This window comes from Bounagaea algeriensis, assembly GCF_054491375.1.
Window position 1 is genome coordinate 703,949 of record NZ_CM137102.1, and the last position, 17,094, is coordinate 721,042.

Here is a 17,094-nt window from a genome sequence, read left to right on the forward strand (position 1 = left end):
TTTTCGGCGCGTTCGCGCCGCACGGGTGCGCAGGATCCCGCGGGGCGGGCGCAGCGACCGGCATTGGCCGAACGACGGACGGGGGTCGAGGTGAGCAGGGGACGTGACGCGCTGGGACTGCCCGCGGACACCGAAGCGTGCCTGTTCGATCTGGACGGAGTGCTGACCAGCACCGCCGAAATCCACCGGCAGGCGTGGCAGCGCACCTTCGACGACTTCCTCGCGGAGCAGCACGCCGGTTCGGGGCAGGCGCCGTTCAGCGCGGAGGACTACGCCGCGTACGTGGACGGCCTGCCCCGCGCCGACGGAGTCCGAACTTTCCTCCGGTCCCGCGGTATCGAACTGCCCGAGGGAACGGCCGAGGACGAGCCGGGCGGTGCCACCGTGCACGCTGTTGCCAACCGGAAGAACGAGCTCCTCGGGCGACTGCTCCAAGAGCGCGGGGTGCACGTCTTCCCGGGCTCGTTGGCGTACCTGCGGGCGGTGCGCGAGCACGCCCTGGCGATCGGTGTGGTGACCTCCTCGGCGAACGCGCCGCGCGTGCTCGAATCCGCGGAGTTGAGCGGTTTCGTCGACGCGCTCGTCGACGGTCGCACCCTCGCGGCCGAGGAGCTGCGGGGAAAACCGGCGCCGGACACCTTCCTGGCGTGCGCGGAGGAGCTCGGTTCCCCCGCGCACCGGGTCGCCGTGTACGAGGACGCGGTCTCGGGGGTGCGCGCTGGTTTCGAGGGCGGTTTCGGGCACGTCGTCGGCGTCGACCGGGCCGACCAGGCCGACCGGTTGCGCGATGCCGGGGCGGATGTCGTGGTGCGTGATCTGGCGGAGTTGCTGAAGGAGTGATCGTCGCAGTGCACGAGCAGGACGACGCGGCGACGTGGCGGTACCGCTGGCAGGGCTTGAACATCGAGGCGCTGCAGCGCCTGGAAACGATGTTCGCGCTGTCCAACGGGCACATCGGTCTGCGGGGCACGCTGGACGAAGGGGAGCCCCGCGGGATTCCCGGGACTTACCTGAACGGTTTCCACGAGGAGTACCCGCTGCCGTACGCCGAGTCCGGATACGGCTACCCCGAATCCGGGCAGACCATGATCAACGTGACCGACGGGAAGATCATCAGGCTCCTCGTCGGGGACGAGCTGCTCGACCTGCGGTACGGGCAGACTGAGCACCACGAGCGCGTGCTGGATTTCCGCACCGGCACGTTGCGCCGAACGACCGACTGGACGTCGCCGACCGGTACGCGGGTGCGCATCCGCTCCGAACGCCTCGTCTCGTTCACCCAGCGGGCCGTTTCCGCCATCTGCTACGAGGTCGAGCCGCTCGACGAGGAACTGCAGCTCGTCGTGCAGTCCGACCTGCTCGCCAACGAGCCGATCGAGTCGGGCAGCACCGATCCGCGCGTCGCCGCCGCGATGCAGCACCCGTTGGCGGCGGAGTTCTACGCGTCCGACCACGAGCGCGCGGTGCTCGTGCATCGCACGAGCAATTCCGGACTGCGCATGGCCGCCGCCATGGACCACGAGATCGACGCGCCGGCCGGCATGCGCAAGCGGATGCACGTCGAGGACGACCTCGCACGGATGACCGTGGCGGTGGACGTGCCGCGCGGGCAGCGGCTGCGCCTGAAGAAGTACCTCGGATACGGCTGGTCCTCGCAGCGCTCCATCCCGGCGCTGCGCTCCCAGGTGGAAGCCGCCCTGACCGGCGCGCTGCAGACGGGCTGGGAGGGCCTGCTGTCCGAGCAGCGCCAGTTCCTGGACGACTTCTGGGAGTCGGCGGACGTGCGCATCGAGGGGGACGACACGGCCCAGCAGGCCGTGCGGTTCGCGCTGTTCGAGCTGCTGCAGGCCGGAGCTCGTGGCGAGAGCAGGAGCATCCCGGCGAAGGGGTTGACCGGGACGGGCTACGACGGGCACGCGTTCTGGGAGACGGAGACGTTCGTGCTCCCCGTCCTCACGTACACGATGCCGGGTGCTGCGCGGGACGCCCTGTTCTGGCGCTACTCCACGTTGGACAAAGCTCGGCACCGCGCTGCGGTGCTGCGGCAGGAGGGTGCCGCGTTCCCGTGGCGGTCGATCAACGGTGCGGAGTGCTCCGCCTACTGGCCTGCGAGCACCGCGGCGATGCACGTCAACGCGGATGTCGCGGACGCGGTCGCGCGCTACGTGCACGCGACGGGAGACACCCAGTTCGACCGCGACTACGGCGCCGAGATGCTCGTGGAAACCGCCCGGTTGTGGCGTTCCCTCGGGCATTTCGACACGTCCGGAGCGTTCCGCATCGACGGGGTGACCGGTCCGGACGAGTACACGGCGATCGTGGACAACAACGCTTACACGAACCTGATGGCGCAGCGGAATCTCCGCGAGGCGCTCCGGGCGTGCGACGCGTGGCCCTCCATCGCGGAGGAGTTGGCGGTCAGCGAGGCGGAGCGCGCCGAATGGCACCGGGCCGCCGAAGCGATGCGGATCCCCCGCTCGGAAGCCGTGGGCGTGCACGCGCAGGCGGACGGGTTCACCGAGCAGGCCGAGTGGGACTTCGACGGAACCCCCGCGCAGAACTACCCGCTGTTGCTCAACTACCCGTACTTCGACCTGTACCGCAAGCAGGTGGTGAAGCAGGCAGATCTGGTGCTGGCCATGCACCTGCGCGGAGATGCCTTCACACCGACCGAGAAGGCGAGCAACTTCGCCTACTACGAGGCGCGAACGGTGCGCGACTCGTCGCTGTCGTCCCCGACGCAGGGGGTGCTGGCCGCCGAGGTCGGGCACCTCGACCTCGCGTACTGGTACCTGGTCGAAACCATGCTGACCGACATGGAAGACATCCACGGCAACGTCCGCAACGGTCTGCACATCGGTGCGCTCGCGGGCGTGTGGATGGTGCTCGTCGCGGGATTCGGCGGCATGCGCGACCACGATGGCCAAATCACCTTCGCCCCGCGGCTTCCGGCGAACCTGGACGCGGTGAGCTTCGGCATGCGCATCCGCGGGTGCAGGCTCGTCGTGGAGATCACGCAGGAGACCGCCACCTACAGCCTGCTCGGCGGCGAATCGCTGGAGATCACCCACCACGGGCAACCGGTCACCGTCGACACCACGAGCCCCCGGGAGCTCCCGATCCCGGCGGTGGAACACGAAACCCCGACCGTGGTGCAGCCGCCCGGAAAGGAACCACGGGAGCGGGCGCGGCGTTGAAGTTCCGCAACGCTTCGCCGCCCAGGCGCTGGGGTTGATCAGGTACTGCTGTGGTCAGCCACTGCGGTCGGAGTCGTCGCTGTGCTGGGCGCGGCGCTGCTGTTCGCGGTAGCCGTAGGCGGCCTGGCGCACGGCGCGGTCGGATTCCAGGCTCGAGCCCAGCGCGCCGGCGACGGCGCCCATGGTGGTGAACCCCCAGGCCAAGTTGACGTAGGTGCTGACGAAATCCGGGTGCTGCAGGGTGGAACTCAGTACCGAGGCGGGCACGAGGATGGTGGCCACGGCGAGGTTGACGAGGAACAACCCCAGGTACAGGCCGGCCACGCCGATCGACAGCGTGATCGCGGTCGAGCTGTTGTACAGCAGGCGCAGCCTGTTCGCGCCCGTGTCCCCGCGGCGTTCCCAGAGTCCGTGCGCGGCGATGAGCCAGAACACCAGCAGGCCGACGGAGAACAGCACGGCCAGGACCTGCCGCGCTGCGGGCAGGCTGTCGGCCAGTTGCCAGATCGTGCTGGAGGAGAGCCCGAACGCGCTGGTGGCGATGGCGGCGACCAGGGCCCGGGAGAGCCCGAAGATCAAGCGCCACGGGCGGTTGGTGCGCACCATGCCGGACAGCAGCCGCAACCATCCGCTCGCCCGGTTGGCGGTGTAGAGCACTCCCTCCTCGCCGTCGCTGCTCGTGCGGTGCACCGGCGCCAGCGCGTTGGTGAGCCAGCTGTAGAGCCGGTGGTTGCTCGAGGCGGCGGTCGCCCGTTCACCGCCGTGCTGGAACTCCTCGAGCAGTTGGATCAGCATCTGCCGCATCCGGCGGTAGGGCTGCATCCCGCCCAGGGCCGGCAGCGACACCAGGGCCACGCTGCGGGAAGGGTAGACGCTCGCGATCAGCGGGCGGTGGCGCAGCAGCACGGGCAGGTCGGTCAGGCAGATCGCGTAGACCCACTCGCGTTCCGCGCGGTAGCTTTCCATGTTCTGCAGCAACGTCTCGCGGTCGGTCAGACCTGCGGTCAGCGGTTCGGAGACGACTTCGATCGTCCACTCGCCACCGGCGTTCTCGTCGAGCCAGTCCGTCAGCTGCGCGGCCAGGCGCGTTCCGACCTGGGTGGGCATGTCCGGCTCGGCGACGATGCCGAGCACGCGGGAACCCTCCCCTTCGCGCGCTTGCACGTGCTGCTCGTCGCGCGGGTCCTCCTGCTCGTTCGCTCGCCCGTTCTGGTCGTCGCGCGGGTCGTCCTGATCCACGGGTGGCTCCTACTGTCGTTCGGACAACAGCCGACCGTGCCTCGGCATTGTTCCGCATCACCGGTGGTCGTGCTGGGCGTGCCGCGCCCGCTCCGAGGATTCGGCGGCCGAGTCGGTGCTGGCATTCGCACCGGACTCGGGTCGAGTCCACGTGGTCACCGCACTGTGCACCGTGGTGATCAGCGGTACGGCCACGAGGGCGCCCACGACCCCGGCGAGGGTGGTTCCACCGGTGACGCCGAAAACGACCGCCAGCGGGTGGATCCGCACGGCGTCTCCGAGCAACCAGGGTTGCAGGACGTTGCCCTCCAGCTGCTGCACGAGCACCACCACGACCAGGATGATGATCGCCGGCACCAGCCCCTGGGTCACCAGCGTCACCAACACCGCGACGATCCCGGACACGACGGCGCCCAGCACGGGGACGAATCCGCCCATGAACACCAGCGCCGTGAGCGGGCCCGCCAACGGCACACCGGTCAGCACGAGGCCGAGGCCCACCCCGGCCGCATCGACCGCGGCGACGACGGTGGTCGCCCGCATGAAGGCGGCCAACGCGGTGAAGGCCCGGTGGCCGGCTTCGAGGATGCGCGGGCGCTGAGCGGCGGGTGCGATGCGGCAGGTCGCGTTCCAGAGCCGCTCGCCTTCGTGCAGGAAGAACACGAGGGCGAACAGCGTCAGCAAGATCCCGGTCAGCACGCTCGTCACCGTGGATCCCGTTGCCAGTGCGCCTTGGGCCAAGCTCTGCTGGTTGTTGCCCGCCCACGTCGTGATCTGCTGCTGCAGGCCGGTGAGCTGCTGTGGATCGATGTTCAACGGTCCGTGCACCGCCCAGGAACGCGCCAGCTGCACGCTGTCGGCCAGCTGTTGCGACAGCACCGGGATGTTGGCGATGAACGACCCGACCACGAACATCACCACCACCGCCACGGCGGCGACACCACCGAGGACGACCAGGGCGGTGGTGAGGCTGCGCGGCACGCCACGCCGGGTCAGGCCGCGCACGAAGGGCGCCAGCAGAGCGGCCAGCAAGAGGGCCACCACCAGGGGCAGCACGACGACGAGGAGTTGCACTGCCACCCACCCGACGACGGCCAGAGCCGCTGCGACCACGAGCCAGCGGGCGCAGAACGCCGCGGCCGCGTGCAACACCGAACTCCGGGCGGGGTCGTTGTTCGAATTCCGATTGCTCACGCGTGCTCGATGCCCGGTGGAGTCGATGTCGAAACCTCGTGCCGCTCGGTGTCGAAACCTGGTGGCGCGGTGGATGGAGCCGTGTCTGCGATCACACCTGCGGTTCGTTATGGAACCCGGCGATCACGGGTACGCGGGGGAGTGGAAAGCGAGATCGGAGTGCTGCGAGGAGGTTCGAGCATGACCGAGAAGGCCGCGATCACGAGTCCGTTGAACGAGCCCGAACAGGAAGCTGCTCTCCGCGTGCTGCAGGCCAGCCTGGTCGATCTGGTGGACCTGCACCTGATGGGGAAGCAAGCGCACTGGAACGTCGTGGGCGCGAAGTTCCGCGAGGTGCACCGTCAGCTCGACGAGCTGGTCACGGCAGCGCGCGGATTCGCCGATGAAGCCGCCGAACGCGCGGTCGCGCTCGGTGGTTCGCCGGACGGCCGCGCGCGGACCATCGCCAACACCTCGGAGCTGGCTTCGCTCGAGGGCGGCTGGAAGAACGACCAGGAGGTCATCGAAGCGGTCGTGACCTCGTTGGCCGGGGTGATCAGCCGGCTGCGGGAGCGGATCGGCGAGATGGACAAGGCTGATCCGGTGACGCAGGACCTGCTGATCCGGATCAGCGGGGAGTTCGAGAAGGCCCACTGGATGTGGCAGGCCCAGCTCGCCGGATGAGCCACGCGCGCCCGGCCGGGCGCGTGCACCCGGGCAGGCTCGCGCACCGGGCGGGCTGCCGCACGCGGATGTGCGCTGTCGTTCCGCACCGGATGTGACCCGCGTTGGACGGCTGGGTACTCCCCGGGCAGACCCGGATCGCAGGGCTGGCGGAACCGGATCGCAGGCCCTGCCGAGCAGCGTGCGGACAGCGCACAACACCGCAGTCGTCAGCAGCAGGAGGAGCGAGCGCGATGAACCGAGAACCACGCGAGTACGGTGACGTCGTCGAAGCGTGCGACTGGTGCGGCAACACCGTGGACCGGGACAACGCGCACTACGAACGGCAGTACGACGAGCAGAGCGGGGAGGACGTCGTGCTGACGTTCTGCAACGAGGAGCACGGGCGTGCCTTCCGGGAGCGCAACGCCGCGGGCTCCGCGTAAGGGAGTGCTTCGAATTGGCTGGCGTTGTGGGTCGGGTGGGAGAACCTCAGGCGCTGCCTCGCTCCGGGATCCCCGACATCGGGTAGCCACCTACACAACGTCGGAGCTGTCCTCGCGAGGCAACGCCTGAGAACCCCCGGCAGCCCGGCCTGCCTGCACGGAAAAGGAAGCGGCTCCGCCGCTTACCTGGCGAACGGTGCGACCAAGCAACCGACCGCCAATCCGCGCGCTAGGGAGTCCGCGGATTGGTTTGCCCGCTGCGGGCGGGTGACTGGGGCAGCTGGGAGGAACCGGTCACAGTGGAGTGTCGTGGCCGTGCCGCTCGATCGGCTCGTCGTGCGTGCGCGCGTCGGTTTCCGCCTGCGCGCTGCGCTCCTCGGACTCCTGCAGGATCGCCTGGGCCTGTTCTTCGGGGTCGGTGCTGCCCACGGTCTCCTCTTCGGGCAGCAGCTGTGCGCGTTCCTGCACCCGTTCCTCGTCGTAGTCCGGCTCGTCCGGGGTGGTGACCCAGTCGCCGGCCGCGTGCTCGTTCATCGGAACTCCTCGTTGCGGACGTGCCGTTGCGTGTCACCAGCCTGCCATCCAGCGCACCGCGGGCGGTCCCTCCCACCGCCGCGGACCGCGGTGCGAGGTTGCGGTCTGCGGCGCGAGACGCGCGCGTTGCGGTACTTCGGGTTTCCCGGCGCGGTGCACCGGGTATCCACAGCAGTGCATGGGATTCCCGGAGCAGTGCGCCGAGAATCCGGTCCACGACTCGGCGAGACGGGGAGGGCGTCAGCGTGAAATACGATCAGTTTTTGTCGGTCGTCAGCGACCAGAGCGGGGTCAACGATCGCGACCACGCCGATCAGGCTTCGAAGATCGTGCTGGCCACGATCGGCCAGCGCCTCGCCGGGCACGAACCTCGGGACTTGGCGAGTCAGCTGCCGCAGGAGTTGCAGGAGCCGCTGCTGCAACACGTCGGCGCCGACGAGACCGGTGATGACCTGGACGACTTCCTCCGGCGGGTGGCCGACCGTGAAGGGCGCGGGTGCAGCCCGGAGCAGGCCCTCTCGCACGCTCAGGCGGTCCTCGGGACCATCGCCGGGTTCGTTTCCGAGGGCGAGATCGAAGACCTGCGGGCGCAGCTGCCGACCGGATACGCCGCGCTGTTCCAGTGACGCCGAGCGCGACCCCTCGGCAACCGGGTGAGCGGTGCCGTGCGGGCTCCGGTGGGGTAGGCCTTCGCCGGTGGTTTTCGCGCAGCTCGTCTCCGCCCGCTGTCGAGCGCGGGCAGCTGGTGCTCGGGGCGTGCGGGCGGCGAACAGGTCCGTTGCGCTCGGGGCGCAACGGGCTGGGCGCAACGGTGGCCTTGCGGTGTGGTGTCTCCAACCGTTTATCCTGCTGGAAATCTGTGCACCACGTCACCCGTGGCCGAGCCACGTCCCCGAGCGACTACGGAGACGCAGATGCAGGGACTGATGCAGGACCGCCCGCTGAACCTGCCGCACCTGTTCCACCGGGCCGAGCGGCACTTCGGCTCGAAGACGATCGTCACGGCCCGGGTCGATGGTGAGGTGTCGAACACCTATGCGCAGTGGGCAGAGCGGGTGCGCCGGCTCGCCACGGCGATGGACACCCTGGGCCTGCCCTCCGGGGCGCGGGTGGGCACGTTCGGCTGGAACACGCAGCGCCACGTGGAGCTGTACTTCGCCGTTCCGTGCACCGGCCGAGTGCTGCACACGCTGAACATCCGCCTGTTCGCCGACCAGCTCAGCTACATCGTCGAGCACGCCGAGGACCGCGCGATCTTCGTCGACCGCTCGCTGTTGCCCGTGCTGTGGCCGGTGGCGGAGAAGCTGACCGCCGTGGAGCACTTCGTCGTGCTCGACGACGGCAGCGACGCGGAGGTCCCGGACGATCCGCGGATCCGCGACTACGAGCGGTTGCTCGCCGAATCCACGCCCCACGAAGGGTTTTTCGACGTACCGGACGAGAACACGGCGGCGGCCATGTGCTACACGTCCGGCACCACCGGCAATCCCAAGGGCGTGCTCTACTCGCACCGGTCGACGGTGCTGCACTCGCTGATGAGCCTCACCGCGGACTCGCTCGGCGTCAGCGAACGCGACACGATCCTGCCCGTGGTGCCGATGTTCCACGTCAACGCGTGGGGAATCCCGTACGCCGCGGTGGCCGCCGGATCGAACCTCGTGCTGCCCGGTCCCGCCATGCAACCGGACGCGCTGCTCAAGCAGATCGAAGAGCACCGGGTCACGCTCACCGCCGGCGTGCCCACGATCTGGATGGGCATGCTGCCCAAGCTCGGCGAGTACGACGTCTCCAGCCTGCGGACCGTCATCGGCGGCGGCTCGGCCGTGCCGCAGTCGTTGTCCGAGGCCTGGCGCGAGGCCATCGGCCTGCCGATCACGCAGGCGTGGGGCATGACCGAGACGAGCCCGCTCGGCAGCGTCGCCGGTCTGCGCAGCGAGCACGAGGAACTCGACGCGGGATCCCTGGCGGAGGTCCGCGCCACCCAAGGTCAAGCGGTGCCGCTGGTCGACCTGCGCATCGCGGACGCCGTCGACGGCAGCGAGCTGCCGTGGGACGGCGAGTCCATCGGCGAGCTGCAGGCCGCTGGCCCGTGGATCGCCTCGGCCTACTACGGGCAGGACCACTCCGACGCGTTCACGGAGGACGGTTGGCTGCGCACCGGTGACGTCGCCACGATCGACCGCTCGGGCTACGTGCGCATCGTCGACCGCACCAAGGACCTGGTGAAGTCCGGCGGCGAGTGGATCTCCTCGGTGGACCTGGAGAATCACATCATGGCCCACCCGAGGGTGGCCGAGGCCGCGGTCATCGCCAAACCGGACGACAAGTGGACGGAACGACCCCTGGCCTGCATCGTCACGGCAGAGGGCGAGCAGCTCAGCGAGGAGGAGGTGCTCGCGCACCTGCGCGAGCGGGTCGCCAAGTGGTGGCTGCCCGACGAGATCCGCTTCGTCGCCGAAGTGCCGAAGACGAGCACCGGCAAGTTCTCCAAGAAGACCCTGCGCGAGGAGCTCATCGGCTGAACCTCGCCGTGTTGATTCAGGGGCAGCGGCTCATCAGTGCGAGCGCGAAACCGACGTACTGCTGGGCGGTTTCTTCCGCGGTGAACGGTCCGTCGGGGCGCCACCAGTGCGCCAGCGCGGTGCACATGGTCACCGTGGCGCGGGCCGCTTCGAGCGGGTGGTCGTCGCGGAAATCCCCCTGCCGCACGGCCGCTTCGACCTCCTCGTCGACCATGCGCTGCTGGGTGGTGCGCATCGCGGCGATCGCTCGCCGGCCGGGATCGTCGAGACCGCGCATTTCGCTCGCGCCGACGAAACCGAGTTCGCGGCGGTGCGTGTGGAACAGCGCGAGGTGCTCGATGAGGAACCCGAACCGTTCCACGGGATCCCGGCCTTCCGCACGCGCGGCGCGTCCGCGGGCGAGCAGTTCCCCCATCGTGCGTTCGAGGATGCTCAGCAGCATCTGCTGCTTGCTCGCGTAGTGGTGGTAGAGGCCCGGCACGGACAGGCCGCTGCGCGCGGCGATGCTGCGCACGGTTGCTCCGTGGTAGCCGATGGCGAGGATCTCGTCGAGCGCGGCCCGCAGCACGGGGTCGAAGTCGAGCGCTTCGTAGGTTCGCCACTGCCGGATGTGCTGTTCGTCCGCCCGCGCCGGCGCTGTCGGACCGCCGGTCGGTTCCCCCCGTGTCGTCGGGGTGCGCGCGGCGGGGCTCGCCGGTGCGGCCGCCCTCTCCGGTTCGGCGGGTTCCAGGATGTCGGCGACGGTCGTGCCGAGGGCCTCGGCGATGCGGGCGAGCCGCACGGCGCTGAGCGCGGTGCGGCCGTGCTCGATCTGGCTGATCGTCGCCGGGCTCACGCCGACCGCCTCCGCCAGCGCGCGGAGGCTGGTGGCGCGCCGCAGGCGGGCTCGGCGCACGTGCGCGCCGAGCGCGCCGGGGTCCTCTGTGCGGTCGGCGTCGACGGTGGCCATGCGCCCCCTTCGTCGAACGGGTGTTTATTTATTCTAAACACGCCCGGTTCAGCGAGTACGTCTTCGGCGCGGTTAACGCTCATTGACAACCGCGTCCGTGATGCACACCATAGCTAAACAGCTCACCGTGCGAACGATCGGACGATCTAGCAACCAGCACAGCGCACGGGTCGCCGCGAGCGGGCCCGTGCCGCGATGAGCCCGTGCCATCGCACAGCAACCGCTGAGGGAGCCCACCGATGTCCGACTCTTCCCCCGCCATGCGCGACGTACTCGGCGCCGACGCCCCGCACAACTGGGGCAAGTGGGGTGCCGACGACGAGATCGGCTGCCTGAACTACCTCGACGCGGGCGAAGTGCTGCGCGGCGTGCGGCACATCAGCACCGGCGAGGTGTTCACCCTGCAGACCCCGATGGGGCACCCCAAGGGCGATCCGGTCTTTCCCGGACGCAAGAGCATCGAACGGGAGAACATCCTCGACGAATCGAGCTGGGGCCCGGACAAGGAAGGAGCACCGGACTTCCCCGGCGGCCTGCACTACGCCGACGACGTCGCGCGGATCTTCCTGCAGGGCTCCTCGCAGTACGACGCGCTCGGTCACGTCTGGTACGACGGCAAGATCTACAACGGCTACGACGCGGAGACCACCGTCGGCGGGTTGTCGAAGGCTTCCGTGCTGCCCATCGCGGAGAAGGGCGTCGTCGGCCGCGGCGTGCTCATCGACATGGCCCGGCACCGCGGCAAGCGCTACCTCGACAAGGGCGAGACGTTCGACCACGACGACCTGCGGGCCGCTGCCGAAGAGCAGGGCGTGTCCATCGAGCAGCACGACGTGCTGCTCATCCGCACCGGATTCATCGGCTACTGGTACGAGACCACCCCGGAGGAGTTCTACGACAACTTCCTCGAACCCGGCCTGACGTACTCGCGCGAACTCGTGGAGTGGTTCCGGGACAAGGAGATTCCCAACCTCGTCACGGACACGATCGCCAACGAGGTCACCAAGGAGCCCGAGACCGGGGTGATGCTGCCGCTGCACTGCGCGCTCATGCGCAACCTCGGCGTGCTGCTCAGCGAGGTGATCTGGTTGGACGACCTCGCCGAGGCCTGCGCGCGGGACGGCCGGTGGAGCTTCCTCTACGCGGCGGCCCCGCTGAAAGTCGTTGAAGGAACCGGATCCCCGGTGAACCCGATCGCCATCCGCTGAGGGGCAGCTGAGGAGCAGCCGTGAGCGTCTACGACGACAAGCCGTGGTTGGCGCGCTATCCCGCGGACCAACCCGCCGGGATCGAGCTCGAGCACGACAACGCGGTCGCCATGTTCGCCGCCGCGGTGCGGCGCAATCCGGACGGCGAGATCATCCGGTACTTCGACGGGCGGTTGACGCTGCGCGAGCTCGACGAGCTCAGCGACGCGTTCGCCGCAGGCCTGCTCGCGGAGGCGGGTTTCCGCGCCGGCGACCGGGTGGCCCTCTACACGCAGAACAACCCCCAGTTCGTCATCGCCCAGCTCGGCACCTGGAAGGCCGGCGGCATCGCGGTGTCGGTCAACCCGATGAACCGGGAGCGCGAACTCGACGTGCTGCTGCAGGACTCCGGCGCGAGCGTGCTCGTGTGCCTGCAGGGGCTCTACCGCGACGTCGCCGCCTCCGTCGTGCCGAACACGCCGGTGCGCACCGTGGTCACCACGTCCGAACTCGAGTACCAGACGCGCGGGGACAACCGCGTGTTCGGCGACGTCGAAATCGGGGGCTGCGAGGGCACGGTCGACATGGCCGACCTGCTGCGGCGCTTCCGCGGCCACTCGCCGCCGCCGGTGTCCCCCGCTCCGGACGACGTGGCGTTTCTGACGTACACCTCCGGCACCACCGGCCCGCCCAAGGGCGCGATGACAACGCACCGCAACGTGGTGTTCAACGCGCAGACCTACCGGGACTGGATCGGTCTCGGCTCCACCGACGTCATCCTCGCCGTGGCCCCGCTGTTCCACATCACCGGACTCGTCGGGCACGCCGCCCTGGCGCTGCTCACCGGCGCTCCGCTGGTGCTCATGCACCGGCTGAACCCCGAGGTGGCGCTGGACGCGATCCGGGAGGAGGAGCCCACCTTCACGATCGGTTCGATCACCGTGTTCATCGCGCTGATGAACGTCGCCGGGGCGGCCGAGGACGACCTGACGAGCCTGTCCAAGGTGTTCTCCGGTGGCGCGCCGATCCCGCCCAGCACCGTGGCGGCGTTCGAGGACACCTTCGGCCGCTACATCCACAACTTCTACGGCCTGACCGAGACGACCTCGCCCTCGCACGGGGTTCCGCTAGGTGCTACGGCCCCTGTGGACAGTGCTTCCGGTGCGCTGTCGGTCGGCGTGCCCGTCTACGACACCGTGGTGCGCATCGTCGGCGAGGACGGCAGTGACCTGCCGCCGGGTCAGGTCGGCGAGCTCGTCACCTCCGGACCGCAGGTGGCCCCCGGGTACTGGAACAAGCCGGAGGAGACCACCGAGGCGATGGGCGGGGGCCGGTTCCACACCGGCGACGTCGGCTACATGGACGAGGACGGCTGGTTCTACATCGTCGACCGCAAGAAGGACCAGATCAACGCGGGCGGGTACAAGATCTGGCCGCGCGAGGTGGAGGACGTGCTCTACGAGCACGAGGCCGTGCGCGAAGCCGCGGTCGTCGGCGTTCCCGACCCGTACCGCGGCGAGACGGTCAAGGCCTTCGTCAGCCTGCGCCCCGGTGCGCAGGCCCGCTCGGAGGAACTCGTCGCGTTCTGCAAGGAGCGCATGGCCGCGTACAAGTACCCGCGGCAGGTCGACGTGCTCGAGGAACTGCCGAAGACCGTGACGGGCAAGCTGCTGCGGCGCGAACTCCGGGCTCGCGAAGAGCAGGCGTGACGGGGCGGCGAACGGTCGTGCCCGCGGTGCGGCCCCCGCGTGCGGCGATGAATGCCGCGGGCTGGTGCACCGGTCCGGGGTGGTTTCCGCTGAGCGACGGCCGTAGCAGGGGAGTTCGAAGCGGGCCCCGGGCCGTACCTGTCAGCGGGGCCCGTCGGGTCGGAAGGCCGGTCGTGTCGCCCGCCGGACGTGCCCGACGATGCGCGCGTGGGCTTCGCGCGCGGCCCTGGTGTCGTGCGTGTCGTAGCCGTGGTCGACACCGGTGACCGTGTGGTGTTCGAGCAGCACCCCCGCGCTGCGGAGGCGTTCGGCGTAGCGTTCGGCTTCCGGGCGCAGCACGTCCCGTTCGGCGGTGATCACCGCGGCCGGCGCCATCCCGCCCAGGTCGGCGGAGTCGCTGGGATGCGCGGGCGAGGCCAGCCGGTGGGTGCGCCGCGCCGGTTCGGGAACGTAGGAGTTGTCGAAGACCTCCCGCATCCACGGCCGCAGCACCGGGCTGTTCGAACCTCGCGGTTCGTAGGGGCGTTCGCTGGCCAGGTCCAGCACCGGGTAGTGCAGCACCTGCAACGCGATCGACGGCCCCCCGTGTTCGAGGGCCTGGCGGGCCGCCGCGGTGGCGAGGTTGCCGCCGGCGCTCTGCCCGCCCACGCACAGCCGAGCGGTGTCCCAGCCCCGCTTGCCGCCGTGCTCGGCGATCCAGCGGACCACGTCGAAGGCCTGGTGCGCCGGTCCGGGGAAGCGGTGCTGCGGAGCGAGCGCGTAGTCGACGTTGACCACCACGACGCCGGCTTCGGTGGCGAGGTAGCGGCACAGCGGATCTTCCCACTCGGTCAGGGGCAGCACGAACCCGCTGCCGTGGAAGTTGACGTACACCGGGGCGCCCGTCGGCTGCTCCGGCAGGTACACCACGGCGCGCGCAGGTGCGTCGTGGTGCGGGATCTCGACGACGCGGCGCGGGCAACTCGGGTAGCGGTCGCGGCCGGGGATGGGGGCCAGCCGCGCCGCCAACTGCATCGTCCGGCCAGCCAGCGACGCCGCTGCGGGGTGGGCGAGCATCGACATCGGGACCTCCCTGCGCGCTCCTGCGCTCCCAGCACAGCGGACCGCCGCGCCACCGCGCAACCGCGGCGCGGCCAACCCTTACCATGTGGCGGGTGACCGCCTACGACGATCCGTCCGCGTTCGAGCACCTGGATGCCGCGAGCCTGCCGATGCGCCAGCAGCGCATCCTGCTGACGATCCGGGACTGGGTGGTCAGCTACGGATACCCGCCGAGCACGCGGCAGCTCGCCGACGCGGTCGGCCTGCGGTCGACGTCCACGGTGTCCAAGCACCTCTCGGCGCTCGAGGACAAGGGGCTCCTGCGGCGCAGTCCCAGCGTGTCCCGGCCGATCGACGTGCGGATGTTCCTGCAGGACCGGTCGAGCCAGGAGTCCACTGCGGATTCGGTTCCGGTGCCGGTGGTCGGCGACATCGCCGCCGGCAGTCCCATCACGGCGGAGGAACACGCCGACGACGTGCTCGAGCTGCCGCGGGAACTGGCCGGGCGCGGCAACGTTTTCGGCTTGCGGGTGCGCGGTGACTCGATGGTCGACGCCGCGATCTGCCACGGCGACATCGTCGTGGTGCGGCAGCAGCACGAGGCGCGCACGGGTCAGATCGTCGCGGCGATGATCGACGAGGAGGCCACCGTCAAGGTGTACCGGCGGCGCAACGGCCATGTCGTCCTCGAACCGCGCAACCCTGATTACTCGGTGCTCGACGGTGACGACGCCGTCGTCCTCGGCGTCGTCATCTCCGTCCTGCGCAGCGTCTGAACGGGTCAGCTGCCGCGCCTTCCCGTCGTGCTCGGCTCAGGTGTGCTCGGGGTCTCGTGCGGCTGCGTGCGCAGACGCCGCAGCGCGGAGGCGGCCCGTTCCGCCAGCCGCGGCTTGCGGGCAGGGCTCAACCGACCGGCGATGGCGTCATCGATCAGTGCTCCCACGGTTTCCTGCACGCAGGTCTTGTTCGTGCCGATCCCGCCGGACGGTCCGCGCTTGATCCAGCCCGCGACGTACGTGCCGGGCCGGTTCTGCACGCGCCCGTTGGTGTGCGGGATCGTCGCACTGGTCTCGTCGAACGGTAGACCGGGCAGCGCCGTGCCCCGGTAGCCGACCGCGGTGACCACCCTGCCGGTGGCGATGTCCACCGCGGCCTCATCGCCGCTGCTGCCGGTGCTGTCCGCAGTGTTCGCACCGGCACTGCTGTCACCAGCACCGGCACTGCCGCTGCTGCCGGTGACGCGCAGCCCACGCACGCGCTCCTCGCCGAGGAACTCCCGCGGTGCGGAGTGGAAGCGCAGCACGATGCGGGGCCGTCCCCGCGGGGGCGGCGCGGACCAGTCGACGTCTTCGCGGGGGAGGCCGCGCAGCAGCGCCGCCTTCTCCTCGTCGTCCGCGGCGTCGATGCTCGCTGCGGTGCGCGGATCGTGCCCGTCGACGACGAGGTCCACACCGGACTTCCGGTCGAGCGCGCGCAGCTCCGGTGCCGTGTAGGCGGCGGATTCCGGACCGCGCCGGCCGAGGACGACGACTTCCCGCACGTTGCTGGACCGCAGCTGCTCCAGCGCGGCGGGCGAGATCGGCGTGTCCGCCAATTCGGCCGGGTCGGCGGTGAGGATCCGCGCGACGTCGAGCGACACGTTGCCGTTGCCGATCACGACCGCGCGCTCGGCGGTGAGGTCGAGCCCGCCCGCAGGTACGTCCGGATGCCCGTTGTACCAGGCCACGAGGTCGGTGGCGGTGATGCTGCCGGGCAGGTCCGCACCGGCCAGCCCGAGGCGCTTGGCCGTGGCGGCGCCGACGGCGTAGATCACGGCGTCGTGCTGCTCGTCGAGGTCCGCGGCGGTGACGTCCTTGCCGACTTCGACGCCGAGACGCAGCCGCAGCCGCGGGTGGTCGTGGAAGCGGCTGAACGTCTCGCCGATCTTCTTGGTCGACGGGTGATCGGGTGCCACGCCGTAGCGCACGAGACCGCCGGCGGTGGACAGCCGGTCGATGAGCGTGACGCGGGCGCTGGTGTGCAGCAGCAGGTCTTCGACGGCGTACATGCCGGCGGGGCCCGTGCCGACGACGGCGACGTCCAGCTGCGGGAAGTCGCTGGGCAGGGTGCGGGTGAACACCGGCGGGTCCCACTCGTGGAAGTTGGGCGCCGGATCGCCGGCCGCCGGTGCCGTCCTGTTCCGCTCGTAGTAGGCGGCGTTGATGTCGGCGTAGTCCTTGAGCGGTTCGGTCAGCTTGTCCACGGGGAAGATCGCCTCGACCGGGCACGCGTCGGCGCAGGCACCGCAGTCGATGCAGGTCGCCGGGTCGATGTAGAGCATGTCGGTCTTGCCGAAGTCGGGCTCGTCCGGCGTCGGGTGGATGCAGTTGACCGGGCAGACCGCCACGCAGGACGCGTCGTTGCAGCAGGTTTGGGTGATCGCGAATGCCATGGG

The 17,094-nt window shown here is 70.0% G+C and carries 15 protein-coding genes; 9 read left to right on the forward strand and 6 right to left on the reverse strand.

Translation table 11 applies throughout. From position 1 onward, the window contains the following. The first annotated feature begins 90 nt into the window (after nt 1-90). Together ACVGV2_RS03220 and ACVGV2_RS03225 are read left to right on the forward strand one after the other, a co-directional pair. Nucleotides 91-840, forward strand: a complete 750-nt coding sequence (locus ACVGV2_RS03220) for a beta-phosphoglucomutase family hydrolase (protein ID WP_459164560.1) — start codon at nt 91-93, stop codon at nt 838-840. A gap of 8 nt (nt 841-848) precedes the next feature. Next, nucleotides 849-3,197: a glycoside hydrolase family 65 protein gene (locus ACVGV2_RS03225; RefSeq protein ID WP_459164561.1), complete on the forward strand. Its 2,349-nt coding sequence runs from the start codon at nt 849-851 to the stop codon at nt 3,195-3,197. Between the two features lie 54 nt (nt 3,198-3,251). Here the strand turns inward: ACVGV2_RS03225 and ACVGV2_RS03230 are convergent, their stop codons facing one another. Next, the gene (locus ACVGV2_RS03230; RefSeq protein ID WP_459164562.1) at nt 3,252-4,436 is read right to left on the reverse strand and encodes a hypothetical protein; all 1,185 of its coding nucleotides are present in this window, start codon (nt 4,434-4,436) and stop codon (nt 3,252-3,254) included. 57 nt (nt 4,437-4,493) lie between these two features. Beyond that, nucleotides 4,494-5,630 carry an AI-2E family transporter gene (locus tag ACVGV2_RS03235; protein WP_459164563.1) on the reverse strand — a complete coding sequence of 379 codons (1,137 nt, stop codon included), beginning with the start codon at nt 5,628-5,630 and terminating at the stop codon, nt 4,494-4,496. A 180-nt stretch (nt 5,631-5,810) separates the two neighbouring features. Between ACVGV2_RS03235 and ACVGV2_RS03240 the strand changes: the two genes are divergently transcribed. After that, entirely contained in the window at nt 5,811-6,293 is a 483-nt protein-coding gene (locus ACVGV2_RS03240) for a Dps family protein (RefSeq protein ID WP_459164564.1), read from the forward strand. A gap of 233 nt (nt 6,294-6,526) precedes the next feature. Continuing rightward, a complete protein-coding gene (locus tag ACVGV2_RS03245) occupies nt 6,527-6,718 on the forward strand; it encodes a hypothetical protein (RefSeq protein ID WP_459164565.1) in 192 nt (63 codons plus the stop codon). Between the two features lie 294 nt (nt 6,719-7,012). Here ACVGV2_RS03245 and ACVGV2_RS03250 read toward each other — a convergent pair whose 3' ends face one another. Further along, nucleotides 7,013-7,252 (reverse strand): hypothetical protein, encoded by a 240-nt coding sequence (locus ACVGV2_RS03250; RefSeq protein WP_459164566.1) that lies wholly within the window; start codon nt 7,250-7,252, stop codon nt 7,013-7,015. A 263-nt stretch (nt 7,253-7,515) separates the two neighbouring features. On the opposite strand from ACVGV2_RS03250, the gene ACVGV2_RS03255 reads away from it, so the two are divergent. Both ACVGV2_RS03255 and ACVGV2_RS03260 read left to right on the forward strand, forming a co-directional pair. Next, nucleotides 7,516-7,878, forward strand: coding sequence for a DUF2267 domain-containing protein (locus ACVGV2_RS03255; RefSeq protein ID WP_459164567.1), 363 nt, complete (start codon nt 7,516-7,518; stop codon nt 7,876-7,878). Between the two features lie 288 nt (nt 7,879-8,166). Next, nucleotides 8,167-9,774, forward strand: a complete 1,608-nt coding sequence (locus ACVGV2_RS03260) for a long-chain fatty acid--CoA ligase (RefSeq protein WP_459164568.1) — start codon at nt 8,167-8,169, stop codon at nt 9,772-9,774. Nucleotides 9,775-9,790: 16 nt separating this feature from the next. Here ACVGV2_RS03260 and ACVGV2_RS03265 read toward each other — a convergent pair whose 3' ends face one another. Continuing rightward, nucleotides 9,791-10,723: a TetR family transcriptional regulator gene (locus tag ACVGV2_RS03265; protein WP_459164569.1), complete on the reverse strand. Its 933-nt coding sequence runs from the start codon at nt 10,721-10,723 to the stop codon at nt 9,791-9,793. Between the two features lie 239 nt (nt 10,724-10,962). On the opposite strand from ACVGV2_RS03265, the gene ACVGV2_RS03270 reads away from it, so the two are divergent. Both ACVGV2_RS03270 and ACVGV2_RS03275 read left to right on the forward strand, forming a co-directional pair. Further along, entirely contained in the window at nt 10,963-11,931 is a 969-nt protein-coding gene (locus tag ACVGV2_RS03270; RefSeq protein ID WP_459164570.1) for a cyclase family protein, read from the forward strand. Between the two features lie 20 nt (nt 11,932-11,951). Continuing rightward, the gene (locus tag ACVGV2_RS03275) at nt 11,952-13,619 is read left to right on the forward strand and encodes a class I adenylate-forming enzyme family protein (protein WP_459164571.1); all 1,668 of its coding nucleotides are present in this window, start codon (nt 11,952-11,954) and stop codon (nt 13,617-13,619) included. A gap of 141 nt (nt 13,620-13,760) precedes the next feature. On the opposite strand, the gene ACVGV2_RS03280 is transcribed toward ACVGV2_RS03275, so the two are convergent. Continuing rightward, nucleotides 13,761-14,681 carry an alpha/beta hydrolase gene (locus ACVGV2_RS03280; protein WP_459164572.1) on the reverse strand — a complete coding sequence of 307 codons (921 nt, stop codon included), beginning with the start codon at nt 14,679-14,681 and terminating at the stop codon, nt 13,761-13,763. Between the two features lie 92 nt (nt 14,682-14,773). Between ACVGV2_RS03280 and lexA the strand changes: the two genes are divergently transcribed. Then, nucleotides 14,774-15,436 (forward strand): transcriptional repressor LexA, encoded by a 663-nt coding sequence (gene lexA / locus ACVGV2_RS03285; RefSeq protein WP_459164573.1) that lies wholly within the window; start codon nt 14,774-14,776, stop codon nt 15,434-15,436. Nucleotides 15,437-15,441: 5 nt separating this feature from the next. Here lexA and ACVGV2_RS03290 read toward each other — a convergent pair whose 3' ends face one another. After that, entirely contained in the window at nt 15,442-17,091 is a 1,650-nt protein-coding gene (locus ACVGV2_RS03290; protein ID WP_459164574.1) for an FAD-dependent oxidoreductase, read from the reverse strand. Nucleotides 17,092-17,094: the final 3 nt, after the last annotated feature.